Source organism: Leadbetterella sp. DM7 (assembly GCF_040829825.2).
Lineage (GTDB): Bacteria > Bacteroidota > Bacteroidia > Cytophagales > Spirosomataceae > Leadbetterella.
This window is the reverse complement of record NZ_JBFOLH020000002.1, coordinates 240183-254904: the sequence shown is the minus strand read 5'-3', so window position 1 is coordinate 254904 and position 14722 is coordinate 240183. Positions and strand designations below refer to the sequence as shown.

The 14722-nt window shown below is 50.4% G+C and carries 13 protein-coding genes; 7 read left to right on the top strand and 6 right to left on the bottom strand.

Translation table 11 applies throughout. From position 1 onward, the window contains the following. Positions 1-7: 7 nt before the first annotated feature. The 4 genes from AB2U10_RS03050 to AB2U10_RS03035 form a co-directional block, all read right to left on the bottom strand. Positions 8-889, bottom strand: a complete 882-nt coding sequence (locus AB2U10_RS03050; protein WP_367914119.1) for a DMT family transporter — start codon at positions 887-889, stop codon at positions 8-10. A 198-nt stretch (positions 890-1087) separates the two neighbouring features. Further along, positions 1088-2767: a GMC oxidoreductase gene (locus tag AB2U10_RS03045; protein WP_367914118.1), complete on the bottom strand. Its 1680-nt coding sequence runs from the start codon at positions 2765-2767 to the stop codon at positions 1088-1090. Positions 2768-2778: 11 nt separating this feature from the next. Continuing rightward, a complete protein-coding gene (uxuA, locus tag AB2U10_RS03040; RefSeq protein ID WP_367914117.1) occupies positions 2779-3942 on the bottom strand; it encodes a mannonate dehydratase in 1164 nt (387 codons plus the stop codon). An 8-nt stretch (positions 3943-3950) separates the two neighbouring features. Further along, positions 3951-4370, bottom strand: a complete 420-nt coding sequence (locus tag AB2U10_RS03035) for a hypothetical protein (RefSeq protein WP_367914116.1) — start codon at positions 4368-4370, stop codon at positions 3951-3953. Positions 4371-4539: 169 nt separating this feature from the next. Here AB2U10_RS03035 and AB2U10_RS03030 point away from each other — a divergent pair, with 169 nt between their 5' ends. The 6 genes from AB2U10_RS03030 (at position 4540) to infC (ending at position 11746) form a co-directional block, all read left to right on the top strand. Continuing rightward, complete coding sequence (locus AB2U10_RS03030) at positions 4540-4950, top strand: EVE domain-containing protein (RefSeq protein WP_367914115.1); 411 nt, start codon at positions 4540-4542, stop codon at positions 4948-4950. Further along, positions 4940-6439: a hypothetical protein gene (locus AB2U10_RS03025; protein WP_493820143.1), complete on the top strand. Its 1500-nt coding sequence runs from the start codon at positions 4940-4942 to the stop codon at positions 6437-6439. Before AB2U10_RS03030 ends, AB2U10_RS03025 begins: the two co-directional genes overlap by 11 nt. 10 nt (positions 6440-6449) lie before the next feature. Then, a complete protein-coding gene (locus AB2U10_RS03020; RefSeq protein ID WP_367914113.1) occupies positions 6450-7919 on the top strand; it encodes a hypothetical protein in 1470 nt (489 codons plus the stop codon). Between the two features lie 75 nt (positions 7920-7994). Further along, entirely contained in the window at positions 7995-9170 is a 1176-nt protein-coding gene (locus AB2U10_RS03015; protein WP_367914112.1) for a tetratricopeptide repeat protein, read from the top strand. 5 nt (positions 9171-9175) lie between these two features. Next, positions 9176-11128, top strand: coding sequence for a threonine--tRNA ligase (gene thrS / locus AB2U10_RS03010; protein ID WP_367914111.1), 1953 nt, complete (start codon positions 9176-9178; stop codon positions 11126-11128). Between the two features lie 72 nt (positions 11129-11200). After that, a complete protein-coding gene (gene infC, locus AB2U10_RS03005; protein WP_493820141.1) occupies positions 11201-11746 on the top strand; it encodes a translation initiation factor IF-3 in 546 nt (181 codons plus the stop codon). A gap of 27 nt (positions 11747-11773) precedes the next feature. Here the strand turns inward: infC and AB2U10_RS03000 are convergent, their stop codons facing one another. Both AB2U10_RS03000 and mgrA read right to left on the bottom strand, forming a co-directional pair. Beyond that, entirely contained in the window at positions 11774-12301 is a 528-nt protein-coding gene (locus AB2U10_RS03000; RefSeq protein ID WP_367914109.1) for a hypothetical protein, read from the bottom strand. A gap of 26 nt (positions 12302-12327) precedes the next feature. Further along, positions 12328-13314, bottom strand: a complete 987-nt coding sequence (gene mgrA / locus AB2U10_RS02995; RefSeq protein ID WP_367914108.1) for an L-glyceraldehyde 3-phosphate reductase — start codon at positions 13312-13314, stop codon at positions 12328-12330. A gap of 81 nt (positions 13315-13395) precedes the next feature. On the opposite strand from mgrA, the gene AB2U10_RS02990 reads away from it, so the two are divergent. Then, positions 13396-14664: a replication-associated recombination protein A gene (locus AB2U10_RS02990; protein WP_367914107.1), complete on the top strand. Its 1269-nt coding sequence runs from the start codon at positions 13396-13398 to the stop codon at positions 14662-14664. Positions 14665-14722 lie beyond the last annotated feature (58 nt).

Genomic DNA, 14722 nt, shown 5'->3' with positions numbered 1-14722 from the left:
CACTCTCTTATTGTAGCCCTTTTTTACGCCTTTTCATACTTATTACCGTCTGCAGAACCACCGAGGCCATCACCAGGAAAAGCCCGGCATAAAAGGAAGCATTCACCTCTTTGGCTTCCTTAAAAATAATAAAGGCCAGCACAATAGCATATACCGGCTCCATATTGAAGGTCAGGTTGACCGTAAAGGCAGGGATCTTCCGCAGGGCTTCTGCAAAAAGAATATACAGGCCAACCGTACAGAACAGCGCCAGCATAAGTAAATATACGGTATCCTTCAGATCAGGAATAAGGTAATCGGTAGGGAAAAGATACAGGTAAAACGGTAACAGCAGGGTCAGACCTATCGTGCCACCCAGTATTTCATAGAAGTTGATCACTTTCGAATCGTATTTTTTTACCAGCTTTTCATTGAAAATGGTGAAAAGGGCAGCAAACACAGATGAAATCACCCCAAGTACAACACCCGTCTGGTGGGAAGTGTCAAAGTGGAAGATCAGCCCGATACCGAAAATGGTAAGAAGGCTCAACAGCAATTCAGAGACTACAAAAGGGCGTTTATTAATTACCGGAACCAGGAGGGCGGTAAAGCAGCTGGTTAGCGCATAACATACTACACCAATAGAAACGTTGGAATATTTAATGCTTCCGTAAAAAAACAGCCAGTGAATGGTGATGATAAGGCCTATGAAGGCAATATTGAGCTTGTCTTTCCAGGATTTCGGATGCGGGGCACGGGTGAAATGTACGATCAGGAACAAAGCTACCGACGATATCAATACCCTGTACCAGGTCAGCAGACCTTCATTCAGCGTGATCAGCTTACCAAAAATACCGGTAAATCCGGCGAGGATCACAGCGATATGAAGGAGTAAATAAGGATGTCTCATGAGGACGGAAAATATACCCTGTTTTTATTTCGGCTGCAAAATTCTGTAAATTAAACCAGATTGCAGTGAAAAAATCAGGAAGAAAATTGAATAGTTCGTGATAAGCTGCTGGAAAAATGCCTGTTCCGGGCCGAAGGTAGGCCTGCTATTCACCTGGTTCCGTGATTCGGGATCTGCCGGCCGGGCCCTGGCGGGGCATCACAAATTCCCCCGCTTCATTTCCGCCACCGCAAAATCTGCCGCTCTCGCAGCGAGGGCCATATAGGTCAGAGACGGGTTAACGTTAGACGAAGATACCATGGCGGCACCGTCGGTAACAAATACATTCGGGGCGTTCCAGACCTGGTTATGAGCGTTCAGAACCGATGTTCCCGGGTCTTTGCCCATGCGGGCCGTACCCATTTCATGCACGCTGATGCCCGGGGCCGATTTCTGGGTTTCGTAGGTACGGATGTTCTTCAGGCCGGCGGCTTCCAGTATTTTTATGCCTTCTTCCACCATACAGTCTTTCATCCTGTATTCATTTTCTGTTAAGGCGGCATTGAACCGGATCACCGGCAGTCCCCAGCGGTCTTTTTCACTGCTTAATGTAAAATGATTGGATTCAAAGGGCAGAATCTCCCCAAACCCCTGCAGGCTGAAAACCCAGGGGCCCAGGCGGGTATACTCTTCTTTGATCTTTGCACCGAAAGCCTCATCGCTGCCGGCTGGGCTGCGGCCGGCTCCGCCCTGGTACCCAAAGCCCCTCAGGAAATCACGTTTGTCATTTCCTATGTTTACAAAACGGGGAATATAGATGCCGTTAGCCCGTTTGCCGAAATAATAGCGGTCTTCAAAACCTTCAAAAGTACCCTGTACGGCCAGCGACTTGTGGTGATCCATGATGTTTTTTCCCAGCTGGCCGCTGTCGTTGCCCAGGCCGTCGGGATGCGTACGAGAGGTAGACTGCATCATGATCCAGGCGGTATTAACCGCGCTGGCATTCAGGAAAATAAGCTTTCCGTAATAAGCTGTTTCCTCTTTGGTTTGCTGGTCAATGGCCCGCACACCGGTAGCGCGGCCTTTTGCGTCATCAAAGATCACCTGGTACACGATCTTATCGGCAATAAGCGTGAGATTGCCCGTCTGCTGTGCTGCGGGCAGGGTAGCCGACTGCGAGCTGAAATAGGCGCCGTACGGGCACCCGCGCATGCAGCGGTTTCGGAATTGGCAGGCTGTGCGGCCCAGGGCCAGCTGTTCATGGGTGGGCCGGGTCAGGTTGGCCACCCGCCCGATGGTCATTTTCCGCCCTATGTTTTTTTGCAGCCGGGCCTTGACCTCCCGCTCCACACAGTTCATTTCCATGGCCGGCTGAAACTCTCCGTCAGGCAAAAAATCCCAGCCCTCCTTCTGTCCGCTGATGCCGGCAAACTTCTCCACGTAGCTGTACCAGTGTGCCAGGTCTTTGTAACGTATGGGCCAGTCAATGGCTATGCCATCACGGGCATTGGCCTCGAAATCGAGGTCAGACCACCGGTACGACTGCCGTCCCCACATGAGCGATCGCCCGCCGGTCTGGTAGCCGCGTACCCAGGTAAATGTTTTTTCTTCCTGGTAAGGGAAATCCACGTCGCGCGTAAAAAAATGGCGATGCTCCTCGTTAGCGGTATAGCCGGTTCTGACATTGGCCCAGTAATCGTGCCGGGTCTTCAGATCCATCCGGCCGCGGTGGGGCAGTTCCCATACCTCGGCCATGGCCGTGGTATAATCTTCGCGATGCTTTACTTCTCTTCCCCGCTCCAGCAGGAGCACCTTCAGCCCCTTTTCCGTTAATTCTTTAGCTGCCCAGCCGCCTGACAGGCCGGAGCCTACCACTATGGCATCAAACGTTTCTTTCACTACCCTGTTTTTTATTCTCCTAAAATACCGGTTTCCAGTCCTCTGAGCTCAGCCAGGCCCCGCAGGCGGCCGATGGCCGAATAGCCCGGATTCGATGTTTTATGAAGGTCATCCAGCATCTGGTGGCCGTGATCAGGCCGGAACGGTATCGGCGTGCTTCTTTTCCGGTTCTCTTCGGTCAGGGCTTTCATCACCCTGTACATGTTGACGTCGCCGTCCAGGTGGTCGGCTTCGTAAAAATTACCGGTTTCATCTTTTCTTACATTGCGTAAATGCGCAAAATACACCCTTTCTTTTACCCTGTCGAAAATCCGCAGGATATCGCCGGCATTTCCGGCACCCAGTGAGCCCGTACAGAAGCATACCCCGTTGAAGTCAAGGTTCACGGCGCTCAGCAGGTAGTCGAAATCCTCCCATTTGCTCACTATCCGGGGCAGGCCCAGGATAGGGTAGGGCGGATCATCGGGGTGAATAGTGAGGTAAATGCCGTTTTCAGTGCAGGTCTGAGCTATATTTTCCAGGAAAAACTTCAGGTTTTCTTTCAAACCTTCTTTGCCCAGCTCTTTATATACCGCTATGCTTTTGAGCAGGTCTCCGGGCTCAATGTCTTTTTCACCGGGAATTCCCATCAGGATCACCCGCTGCAGTTCGGCGAGGTCGCGTTCGGTATATTGGTTGTACCGCCTTTCTGCCTGGGCCAGGATCTCAGGGTTGTAATCCTCAGCGGCTTCTTCACGCTTCAGGATATAAAGATCAAAAACAGCCAGGTCTATCCAGTTGAAATACAGGGCCTTCGCTCCGTTTTTCATTTCCAGGTCGAGGCGGGTGCGGGTCCAGTCCAGCACCGGCATGAAATTGTAGCACACGGTGGTGATACCGCAGGCGGCCAGGTTTTGCAACGACTGGTTGTAATTGGCCAGGTATTTTTCATAATTGCCTGTCCGGGTTTTAATGTCTTCATGTACCGGAACGCTCTCTACCACCGACCATACCAGCCCGGCCGCTTCAATTTCCTGTTTTCGTTGCCGGATGTCTTCCACGGGCCAAACTTCCCCGTGGGGAATGTGGTGCAGGGCCGTAACTATGCCGGTAGCGCCTGCCTGTTTAACATCCTGTAAGGTGACGCCGTCGGCCGGGCCGTACCAGCGCCAGGTTTGCACAAGTTTTTTTACCATAGTAATTATTATTCGAATATCCGCAGTATGCTCGTATTGATGTTAAAGGTGGTGTTGTACCGGGTAAGGTTGGCAGAGGTGCCGCTCTTTACTTTTCCCTGGTAATCGAATACGGTGTTATCCTTGCTGCACCTGAACGTATTGTCATTTGCATTGAAGGTAAGCGCAGTGCTGGCATCGTTGGGGCAATAGGCCGATACGGCTGCCCAGTTGTTCACGTCAAGGCGTGCAATGATCACCTTTTGCTGGGTGGCTATGGCCGACCCGCCCGCTTTCTGCAAAGCCGTATACGGAGACTGGCTGATATTTATGCTGAAATCCAATCCCGGTGAACCGACAGGGGTGGGATCCGGAATTTCGGTTTCACCACACGACTGAAACACCAGGGCAAGGATAAACAGACCATAAATCTGGCAATATTTTTTCATTGGAAAGAAACTATCAGGTACTTTAAACGTTAATTCGAATACCCAAAAATCATTAAAAAAAATGAAATTAGGGTTTCCCGGTAAGTATTTTTTCATAAAACGGGATGTTCTGCTAAATTTACGATATGAATCGGCAACGGTTCGCAAGAAAAGTTAAGACAATACAATTATGAATTACTGGCTGGTAAAATCAGAACCTTTTAAATTTTCATGGGATACTTTCGTTAATAAAGGAGGTGACATGTGGGACGGCGTACGGAACTACGCGGCAAGGAACAACCTGATGGCCATGAAAACCGGCGACCAGGTATTTTTCTATCATTCGAATGAAGGACTGGAAATAGTGGGACTGGCCAAAGTAGCTAAAGAGCATTACCCTGACCCGACCGCCGACGACCCGCGCTGGGTGGTGGTAGACCTCGTACCGGTGAAGAAGCTGAAAAAGGCGGTAAGCCTGACGCAGATCAAAGCAGACCCCGTGCTGAAGGAAATGGCCATTGTCAGGCAGTCGAGGCTGTCGGTAAGCCCCGTGACACCTACTGAATTTGACCGCGTAATGGATCTGGCTGATGAGAATTAAAATTCTTTTTGCTTTACTTTTTTGTTTTTTTACAGGCTTCGGCCAGCATGTGTTAAATATACCTGTATCGGGCAACAGTAGCCAGGTCAGGGCCGTAAACCTTCGGGAAAGCGGGATTATTGTGCTGGATAAATCTTCGGAAGGGATTCTTACTATCCGGAAAGTGGATACCGCCCTGAATGTGGCCTGGGAAACACAAGCGGAAATACCGGGTAAAGCAGCCTTCATTGACGAGTATTTTGACGGCAGGTTCCTCTATATTATCCTTGAGCCGAAAGAAGGGCGGAGCTTTATTATCCTCAAAATATCATCTGCTTTTGCAGCCTACCAGCGGTTTGACTTTCCCCTGACCAAAGGCTTCCAGTACGGGTTCTTTGCGGCCAATGACCAGGTTATCTGCCTCGGGGGAGCCGTAAAGACGGAGCCTTTTATTGCTATCCTGCCGACCATTCCCGGCGCTTCACCCAAGTTTGTCAGCGGCAGCGCCAAAGGCACCATGGAGCTCCAGGCCCTGCATGTAACAGAAAACGCTATCCTTACCGCATTTATTAATAATGTAAAAAAGACCAACCAGATCATTGTCAGGGAGCTGGATTATACCGGCAAAGTGCTGCACAGCCGTAACCTGGTGGCCAAAGACGATCACGTATTCCTGTCTGCAAAATATTTTGAAAACCAGGACAAGCGCCTGCTGGTAGGCAATTACGGCACCGGCAAAGCCCCGGCTAACGGTTTGCAAAGCTCACAGGGGATTTTCCTCGCCGATATGGATAACGCCCGGATCAGCTATTACGGGTTTGCCCGGTTTGAGAACCTCTTCGGCTTCCTGAATGACAGGCAGAAGGAACGGCTCGACAAGCAGGTGGAAAAAAAGAAGAAAAAGGGCAGGGAATATACCTTTGATTACCGTCTTTTTATCAGCGGGCTTCAGTTCAAAGACGGGCAGACCCTGATTGTGGGTGAGATCTTTCAACCCGAATACCGGAACCGCAATTACCCCGGCCTGTACGGGCTCTCGCCTTTCTATTCCAGCATGTACTGGGGACGGCCGCTCTACAATTATTACTGGTTGAACAGCCCGTTTTACGGGTATAATTACCGGAATGCCCAGGTTTTTGACGGCTTTAAATACCTGGAAGGGGTGATTTTTGCAATTGATAAAGACGGTAACCCGGTATGGGATAATTCGTTTCCCTACAAAAACCTGAAATACTATGAGCTGGCAACCCACCTGAAAGTAAGCAATGCGGCCGATCATACCATGGCCCTGTACAGCGTAGGCTCCAGGCTGAAGGTATCGGAAATAGACGGCAGAGGAAATATCCTGCAGTCTAATGAGTTTGACCCGGAGTCGCTGGAGCTCCAGTTCAGGAATAAGAAAGCAGAATTTTCTAATTTTGAACATTGGTATGACAATGTTTACTTTAACTGGGGAGTGCATAAAAGCGGCGGAAGCAACACGTGTTTTATCCAAAAGCTGACCCCCTAGAAACGGAGCTATGAAACGGATTTTGCTAAGTACTTTCCTGGTGCTTCTGTTCCCCGGCCTGAGGGCACAGGTGCTGCGTTCGGCTACGATTGAGGTAGTGGGTAGCCCCGGCTGGTACAGGGCTATTTCGCTGAAGCAGGAGGGGGTGGTGATGCTTATCAAAGAAGACCAGACCCGTTTTAAAGTGGTAAAGCTGGATGCCGGGCTGAATAAAATATGGGAGGAAGATCTTTTTCTCGATACCGAAAAAGCCCCGGCAGCTGTAACGCTCCATGACGGCCGGCTTACCCTGATGTTCTCGGAAACCTCGGGAATGTATTACCAGCTGATCGATTTTGACCTTAAGAACGGGGAGTACCTCAGGAAAGGATTTGAGATACGGGAGTTTTTCCAGGACAACGGCCTGATCATGTACCCCAACAAGGCCCTGCTTACCGGGGTGAACGGGCAGGGAATGGCCTGGTTTATCTATGATTTCAATACCGATACCGGCAGGCTGGTGCAGACCGCGCTGCCGGGCAAGATAGAGATCGGGGATGTGCAGAAGGAGGCAGACGGCACCCTGAATATTCTTGCAGTGGAGAAAACCATTGGCTACGCCAATGAAGCCAGGAAGAAAGGCGAATACGTGAAGAGCTCGCAGGTGATCGAGGTCAGGCTCGATACCGCCGGACAGCTGTTAAGCCGGAAGAATGTGGTACCTGACGGCGGGCGTTTCCCCGTATCCGGCGTCCGTCAGAACGGCTGGGTAAGCGGGATCTACCAGCAGCCCGACGGCCGGAAAGGGATGTATTTCTCCCTCCTGAAAGACGAAAAAAACATCCCGGTATTTTACCGGTCGTTTGAAGAGCTGACCAGTGACCAGGCAGAAGGAAAGCAGAAAGAAAAGTTTTTGAAAAATGCTCAATGGCTGCCTCTTCCTCCTGTGGCCGGAGCCGGAGAAATTTATGTGGGCGGGGTGTTTTATACGCCTAAATTCAGGAGCATGACCACAGACCGGGGGTATGACCTGTACGGTAACCGCCTTCGTACAGATCACCGCGAGGTATTTGCCGGGCTGGAATTTACCACTGCCCGGATCTTTGGCCTGGACGGGGACGGGAAGGAGCTTTTCGGGAATACGATAGCCGTAAACCAGCTGCTGGGGCAGCTGACTGCCCCGCTCAGCATCAATACCGCCGGGGCTGTGGCCTACATCTCTAACGGGAATGTGCTGGTAAAAAACTTCAATATCGGCTCGCGCCCCATTGCCTACCAGCTGACCGATGACAAAGGCGACGGCTCGCCTTACGTGGCCGGCTACCGCCAGGTGCTGCACTGGTACGATAATATTTTCCTCGGGGTGGGAACCCAGAGCCGGGTGGAAGCCCAGCAGGTGGCTCCCGCTGCCGGTAAAAAGAAAAAGAAGCGCTCTATTCCGTACACCCAAACCCGCAAAACGTACTTCCTCACCTCTATTTCAGCCGGAAAGCCGGAATGACCGCAAAGAAAAGTTTGAACCGTTTTGTTTCATTCTTAGTTAAAAAATTAGGAATTTTGCGTAATTTCAGCTTTTATGAGGTATTTTCTGTTTCCGGCGATTCTTTTTCTCCTGGTGGGGTGTTCCGATACTTCCCGGGACGAGTACGATATTCCCGGTAAGCTGGAAAGTACCCACGAGAAGCAGATGGAGGTGATCCTGGAGAAATTATCGGAAAGCATCAAGTCAAACCCGAGCAACCCGCTGAACTATTTCAAGCGGGCCTGGTGGCAATACGGCGAGGGAAATTACGATGAAGCCCTGATCGATATTACGCGGGCAGAACGGCTGAGCCCTAACTCGGGGGAAATCCTGTTCCTGAAAAGTGCAATCCTGTACAAATCAGGCAAAGAAAATGCGCTTGAAAATGCCTTGTATGCCGAAGACCAGGATTTTGTATCGCCCGACCTGTATACCCTTATCGGTAACCTGTATCTCGACAAGCGGAATTTCGGAAAGGCGGAAGAGTACTTTCGTAAGGCAGAGAACATCTATCCGTACAATTCGGACCTCTTTAATGGCAAAGGCAGGTATTACGCCATGCTCAGGGATACCGTAACAGCCGTTAATTTTTTCAAGCGGGCCATCCATACCCGGCCGGGTGTTTTTGAGTATTACGACGACCTGATCAAAATTTACGGGAAAGCCCGCCAGATCGACTCGGCTCTGCACCTCAATGAAATGGCCATTGCCAAATTTCCGGATAAAAAAGAGCTGCTTTACAACAAAGGGCTTATCCTGGAAAATGCGGGCCTGCTCGACAGCTCGGCGGGTATATACCGGCAGTTTCTTAAGGTGGAACCGGAAAGGTTTGACGTATATGAACGGATAGGGAATATCTATTTCCGCAAGAAAAACTATCCTGCGGCTTTCATTACATACAACAAATGGGCCGAGCTGGATAACGACAACCCCATGCCCCGCTTAAAAGCGGCGCGCAGTTATATTGCCCAGGATAACCTTCCGGCCGCCAAATATTACCTGGTGAAATCGCTGGAGAAATACCCGGGTAACGCCTTGCTGAAAGCCGAGCTGGATGCCGTAAATTACCGGATAGAATCAGGCGCCCTGCGGTCTTACACGCCCTCCGGGGCTGAGAATTATAACGAGAAAGACAAAGAAGACGAAAGGGTATTTGACAGATCGTTGGAAATCAATACCATACCCAAGAGAAAAACAACTTTAATCAGTAGAGATTCTACCAGAAATTAAAAATAATGAATATAAAAATTACACTTCCCGATGGAAGTATCCGGGAATTTGAACAAGGGGCTACCCCGTATGATGTAGCGCTGTCTATCAGTGAAGGACTGGCCAGGAATGTGCTGGCCGCCAGGGTAAATGATAAAGTAGTGGACCTGAACACCCCGCTTACCGAAGATTCCACCCTTTCTTTGCTGACCTGGAATGACACCGAAGGGAAATCCGTATTCTGGCATTCTTCCGCCCACCTGATGGCAGAGGCGCTGGAAGCCCTGTATCCCGGTGTAAAGTTCTGGGTGGGGCCACCGCTCGAAAACGGTTTTTACTACGATGTGGATACCAACGGAACCCCCATTTCTTCCGACGATTTCAAGAAAATAGAAGATAAGATGCTGGAGCTGGCCCGGCAGAAAAATGATTTTGTGCGGATCCCCATCGCGAAAGCCGATGCGGTGAAATATTTTGGGGAGAAGGGTGACGAGTACAAGCTTGACCTGCTGGAGGGCCTGGAAGACGGGAACATTACCTTATACCGGCAGGGCAATTTCACCGACCTTTGCCGCGGGCCGCATATCCCGAATACCGGGTTTATCAAGGCCGCCAAGATTATGAACGCCGCGGCAGCTTACTTTAAGGGAGACCAGAACAATAAGATGCTTACCCGCGTTTACGGGGTAACATTCCCCAAGGCGAAAGAGCTGGAAGAGTACCTGAACTTCCTAGAAGAAGCAAAACGGAGAGACCACCGGAAATTAGGTGCTGAGCTCGATATTTTCACCTTCTCCGATAAAGTAGGAAAGGGCCTGCCGCTCTGGCTTCCGAAAGGCGCCATGCTGCGTGAAAGGCTGGAAAACTTCCTGAAGCGGGCGCAGCTGCGGTCGGGGTATCTCCCGGTAGTGACCCCGCACATTGGCAGCAAGCAGCTGTATGTGACTTCAGGCCACTGGGACAAATACGGGGAAGACTCTTTCCAGCCCATCAAAACGCCGGAAGAAGGAGAAGAATTCCTGCTGAAGCCCATGAACTGCCCGCATCACTGCGAAATCTATAAGTCAAGGCCCCGCAGTTACCGTGACCTGCCGCTTCGCCTGGCCGAGTTCGGTACCGTATACCGCTATGAGCAGAGCGGGGAGCTGCACGGCTTGACCCGGGTGCGCGGCTTTACACAAGACGATGCCCACATTTTCTGCGCCAATGACCAGGTAGAAGAAGAATTCAAAAAGGTGATTGACCTGGTGATGTACGTTTTCAAATCGCTCGGGTTTGAAGATTACTCCGCCCAGATCTCGCTGCGCAGTCTGGAAGACCGGAGCAAATACATTGGCTCTGACGAAGACTGGGAGAAGGCCGAGTCGGCGATTGTCAATGCTGCTGCTGAAAAAGGGCTGAACACCGTGGTAGAATACGGTGAAGCTGCTTTCTACGGGCCTAAGCTCGACTTCATGGTGAAAGATGCCCTCGGCCGTAAATGGCAGCTGGGAACCATACAGGTAGATTACAACCTGCCGAAAAGGTTTGAGCTGGAATACACCGGTTCAGATAACCTGAAGCACCGTCCGGTGATGATCCACCGGGCTCCGTTTGGCTCTATGGAGCGTTTTATTGCTATCCTGCTCGAAAACACGGCCGGGAACTTCCCGTTCTGGCTTTCGCCCGAGCAGATTGCGGTATTGCCTATTTCGGAAAAATACGAAGACTTTTCCAACGAGGTCTTCCTTATCCTGCAGGAAAATGATATCCGCGGATACATTGACTACCGCGCCGAGAAGATCGGCCGGAAAATCCGGGATGCCGAGATCAACAAAGTGCCCCTGATGCTGATCATCGGTGAAAAAGAAGCAGAAGAAGGCAAAGTTTCAGTACGGAAGAAGGGCGAAGGAGACCTGGGTACTTTTACCGTGCAGGAGTTTATTGAATTTGCTTCTAACGAGATAAATAAAAATATTCCGAAATTTGGCGGAAATTAAAAACTTAATAATAACTTTGGTCGGTTTTCTGAAAAGGAAAACCGACTTTTAAGACATTGTATGGCAAAAAACATGAGAAGACCGTTTCGTCCGCCGGTTAGAAAAGAGGACGAGCACAGAATAAATGAAAAAATCCGCGGCGTACAGGAAGTGAGGCTGGTAGGTGAAAATGTAGAGCAGGGGGTGGTTCCCTATGCCAGGGCCATGGAAATTGCACGGGGACAGAACCTGGATCTGGTGGAGATCGTTCCTAATTCCGCACCCCCCGTTTGTAGAATTGTAGATTATTCCAAATTTAAATACGAACAGAAAAAGAAGCAGAAAGAGCTGAAGGCCAAGCAGGTGAAAACGGTCATCAAAGAGATTCGTTTTGGCCCGCAGACCGATGATCACGATTTTGAATTTAAGCTGAAGCATGCGGAGAACTTCCTGAAAGAAAACTCCAAAGTAAAAGCTTACGTGCATTTTGTAGGCCGCCAGATCGTATTTAAAGACCAGGGCTTCAAATTGCTGGAACGCTTCATGGAAGCCCTGTCAGAGCTGGGTAAGCCCGAAGCACCTCCAAAGCTGGAAGGCAAGCGGCTGAATGTAATTATTGCACCCAAGCCCAAGAAATAAAAAACGCCGTAAGGCGTTTTTTTATGATTACTCTTCCAGGTGCAGCGCTTTGGCTACCTGGTTGTAATTCTTCACATCAAGACCGGCTACCAGCTCTGATGAGGAAATGGCCACTACTTTAAACTTTACATTATCGGTAGGAGGCGGGGTATAAGCATCATCATCCTGGAAAATAAAGCTGATAACCCCGGTACCGTAGGTGAAGAAGCTATGACTGTTATATAAAACAGGTTCCTGTTTATCGTTGTAATAATAGTTGGTAAAGGTAAAGGGCATAGGGATATATAGACCGGGAGCATCCTGTATATAGCACAAGACAACTCCGGAATTGAAAATATCCGCAGTAATGATGGAGCACTGCTTTTGAGCTTCGAAAAGGTATCCGTCGCCCTGCCAGTCAGAGGGAGTTACGGTAATGATCTGGGTTTTCACGTTGGCATTTCCGTCTGTACCGTCCTTTCCGGCGGGCCCTTCGGGTCCTTCCACTTTACATGAAGCAAGCCCGAACACGATCGCTAACGTAAGTATACCGGGTAAAAATTTGAAACCATTCATATGTATTTGTTTTATAATCGATAAGGTTAAGAAAGGATACGATCTATCTGTTGAAGTTCATCGGCAGAAAAGTCCTTGTTCTTCAATGCCCCCAGTGAGTCGAGCAACTGGGCTGTTCTGCTGGCACCGATAAGCACAGACGTCACTTTATGGTCTTTCAGCAGCCAGGCAATGGCCATCTGGGCCAGCGATTGTCCCCGTTGCAGGGCCAGCTCATTCAGTTGCCTTACTTTTCTCAGCGTAGCCTCATCTACCTGGTCTGCCTGCAGAAAACCGGTTGATTTGGCAGCACGCGAGTCTTCCGGTATTCCTTTAAGATACTTATTGGTCAGCAGGCCCTGTGCCAGGGGCGAGAAGGCAATACACCCGGTACCCGAAGCAACAAGGGTGTCGAGAAGCCCCTCTTCTGGTTCTCTCACCAGGAGAGAGTATTTGGGCTGATGGATCAGGCAGGGCGTTCCCAGCTCCTGCAACACCTTCAGCGCCGCTTTGGTCTGCTCTTCGTTGTAATTGGAAATACCCACATACAGGGCTTTTCCCTGCCTGACCAGGCTGTCAAGCGCACCCATGGTTTCTTCCACGGGGGTATCGGGATCGGGCCGGTGGGAATAGAAAATATCCACATAATCCAGCCCCATGCGTTTCAGGCTCTGGTCGCAGCTGGATACCAGGTATTTCCTGGAACCCCATTCCCCGTAAGGGCCGGGCCACATATGGTAGCCTGCTTTGGAGGAGATAATGAGCTCATCGCGGTAGGGTTTGAGATCGCGGGCCAGGAGGCGCCCGAAGTTTTCTTCGGCCGATCCCGGTGGCGGGCCGTAATTGTTGGCAAGGTCAAAGTGGGTGATGCCACGGTCAAAAGCCGTAAGCAGGATATCCCGGTAATTTTCATACACATCTACACCACCGAAATTATGCCAGAGGCCCAATGAGATTTCGGGGAGTAGTAAACCGCTTTTCCCGGTTCTCCGGTAGGGAGTTTGCAGGTAGCGGTCAGGGTTTGGTAAATACATAGGCAGGGGTAAATTATCTTTCTCAAATATACGTTTAATCAGATGGATTTGTTTGCTGAAAGCTATAATTTTGGGTAAGATATGAATACTTCCATTCCTTTAGCAGAAAGAATTCGTCCGAAAACCCTGGACCAATACATCGGCCAGGAGCATATTCTCGGCAAAGGCAAACCCCTGCGGGCCGCCATTGAATCAGGGGTATTGCCCTCTATGATTTTCTGGGGACCTCCCGGCGTGGGCAAGACCTCCCTGGCGTTGCTGATTGCCGAAGTTACCAAACGGCAGTTTCATAACCTCAGCGCTATTTCTGCCGGGGTGAAAGACCTGCGGGAAGTGATTTCAAAGCCTTCCGGGTTATTTCCTCCTGTTTTGTTTATTGATGAGATCCACCGTTTCAATAAATCGCAGCAGGACGCCCTGCTGGGTGCGGTAGAAAAAGGCCGTGTTACGCTCATCGGTGCTACTACAGAAAACCCCTCTTTTGAAGTGAATTCGGCGCTGTTGTCGCGGTGCCAGGTGTATATCCTGGAAGCCTTCGGAACAGAAGAGCTTGCCCGGCTGATGCAAAGAGCCATTTCAGAAGATGAGATCCTGGGAAAGCTGAATATCGGGGTAAAGGAAACGGACTCCCTGTTCCGGATGAGCGGCGGCGACGGGCGCAAGCTGCTCAACCTGCTGGAGCTGGTGGTGAATGCCCAACAGGGGAAAGACCCGGTGGTGATAGATAATGAAATAGTGGAGGCCCTGGCTCAGAAGAGCTTTGCCCGCTACGATAAATCAGGGGAGCAGCACTACGATATTATTTCGGCTTTTATCAAATCGATCCGGGGTTCTGATCCCAACGGTGCCTTGTACTGGATGGCCCGCATGCTGGTGGCCGGCGAAGACGTGAAGTTCATTGCCCGCCGTATGCTGATCTCTGCATCAGAAGATATCGGGCTGGCCAATCCTACGGCCATGATGGTGGCCAATGCCTGCATGGACGCCGTGATGAAGATCGGTTACCCCGAAAGCCGGATTATCCTGTCGCAAACGGCGATTTATCTCGCCACTTCACCCAAATCCAATACGGCTTACCTGGCCATTGAAGCAGCCATGCAGCTGGCGGAGAAAACGGCTGACCTGGCGGTACCCATTGACCTGAGAAATGCCCCGACCCGGCTGATGAAGCAGATCGGGTATGGGAAAGGGTACAAATATTCCCATGATTTTCCCGGGAATTTTGTACGGCAGAACTTCCTGCCGGAAGAGCTGAAAGGCTTAAAAGTATACGAGCCGGGTATAAATGCGCGGGAAAACGAGATCAGGAAATCACTGAAGAATTGGTGGGACGATTGGTACGGCTATTAAAAAAAACGAACGTGCCCTTTTGAGGCACGTTCCGTATCTTCAACCGGGTAGGGAATAA

What these genes read in the sequence shown, in the direction of transcription:
- AB2U10_RS03025 (WP_493820143.1), top strand. Translation starts at nt 4,940, where the DNA reads ATGAGAATTAAAATTCTTTTTGCTTTACTTTTTTGTTTTTTTACAGGC.
- infC (WP_493820141.1), top strand. Translation starts at nt 11,201, where the DNA reads ATGAGAAGACCGTTTCGTCCGCCGGTTAGAAAAGAGGACGAGCACAGA.
- uxuA (WP_367914117.1), bottom strand. Translation starts at nt 3,942, where the DNA reads ATGGTAAAAAAACTTGTGCAAACCTGGCGCTGGTACGGCCCGGCCGAC.
- thrS (WP_367914111.1), top strand. Translation starts at nt 9,176, where the DNA reads ATGAATATAAAAATTACACTTCCCGATGGAAGTATCCGGGAATTTGAA.
- AB2U10_RS02990 (WP_367914107.1), top strand. Translation starts at nt 13,396, where the DNA reads ATGAATACTTCCATTCCTTTAGCAGAAAGAATTCGTCCGAAAACCCTG.
- AB2U10_RS03050 (WP_367914119.1), bottom strand. Translation starts at nt 889, where the DNA reads ATGAGACATCCTTATTTACTCCTTCATATCGCTGTGATCCTCGCCGGA.
- AB2U10_RS03015 (WP_367914112.1), top strand. Translation starts at nt 7,995, where the DNA reads ATGAGGTATTTTCTGTTTCCGGCGATTCTTTTTCTCCTGGTGGGGTGT.
- AB2U10_RS03000 (WP_367914109.1), bottom strand. Translation starts at nt 12,301, where the DNA reads ATGAATGGTTTCAAATTTTTACCCGGTATACTTACGTTAGCGATCGTG.
- AB2U10_RS03020 (WP_367914113.1), top strand. Translation starts at nt 6,450, where the DNA reads ATGAAACGGATTTTGCTAAGTACTTTCCTGGTGCTTCTGTTCCCCGGC.
- AB2U10_RS03035 (WP_367914116.1), bottom strand. Translation starts at nt 4,370, where the DNA reads ATGAAAAAATATTGCCAGATTTATGGTCTGTTTATCCTTGCCCTGGTG.
- mgrA (WP_367914108.1), bottom strand. Translation starts at nt 13,314, where the DNA reads ATGTATTTACCAAACCCTGACCGCTACCTGCAAACTCCCTACCGGAGA.
- AB2U10_RS03030 (WP_367914115.1), top strand. Translation starts at nt 4,540, where the DNA reads ATGAATTACTGGCTGGTAAAATCAGAACCTTTTAAATTTTCATGGGAT.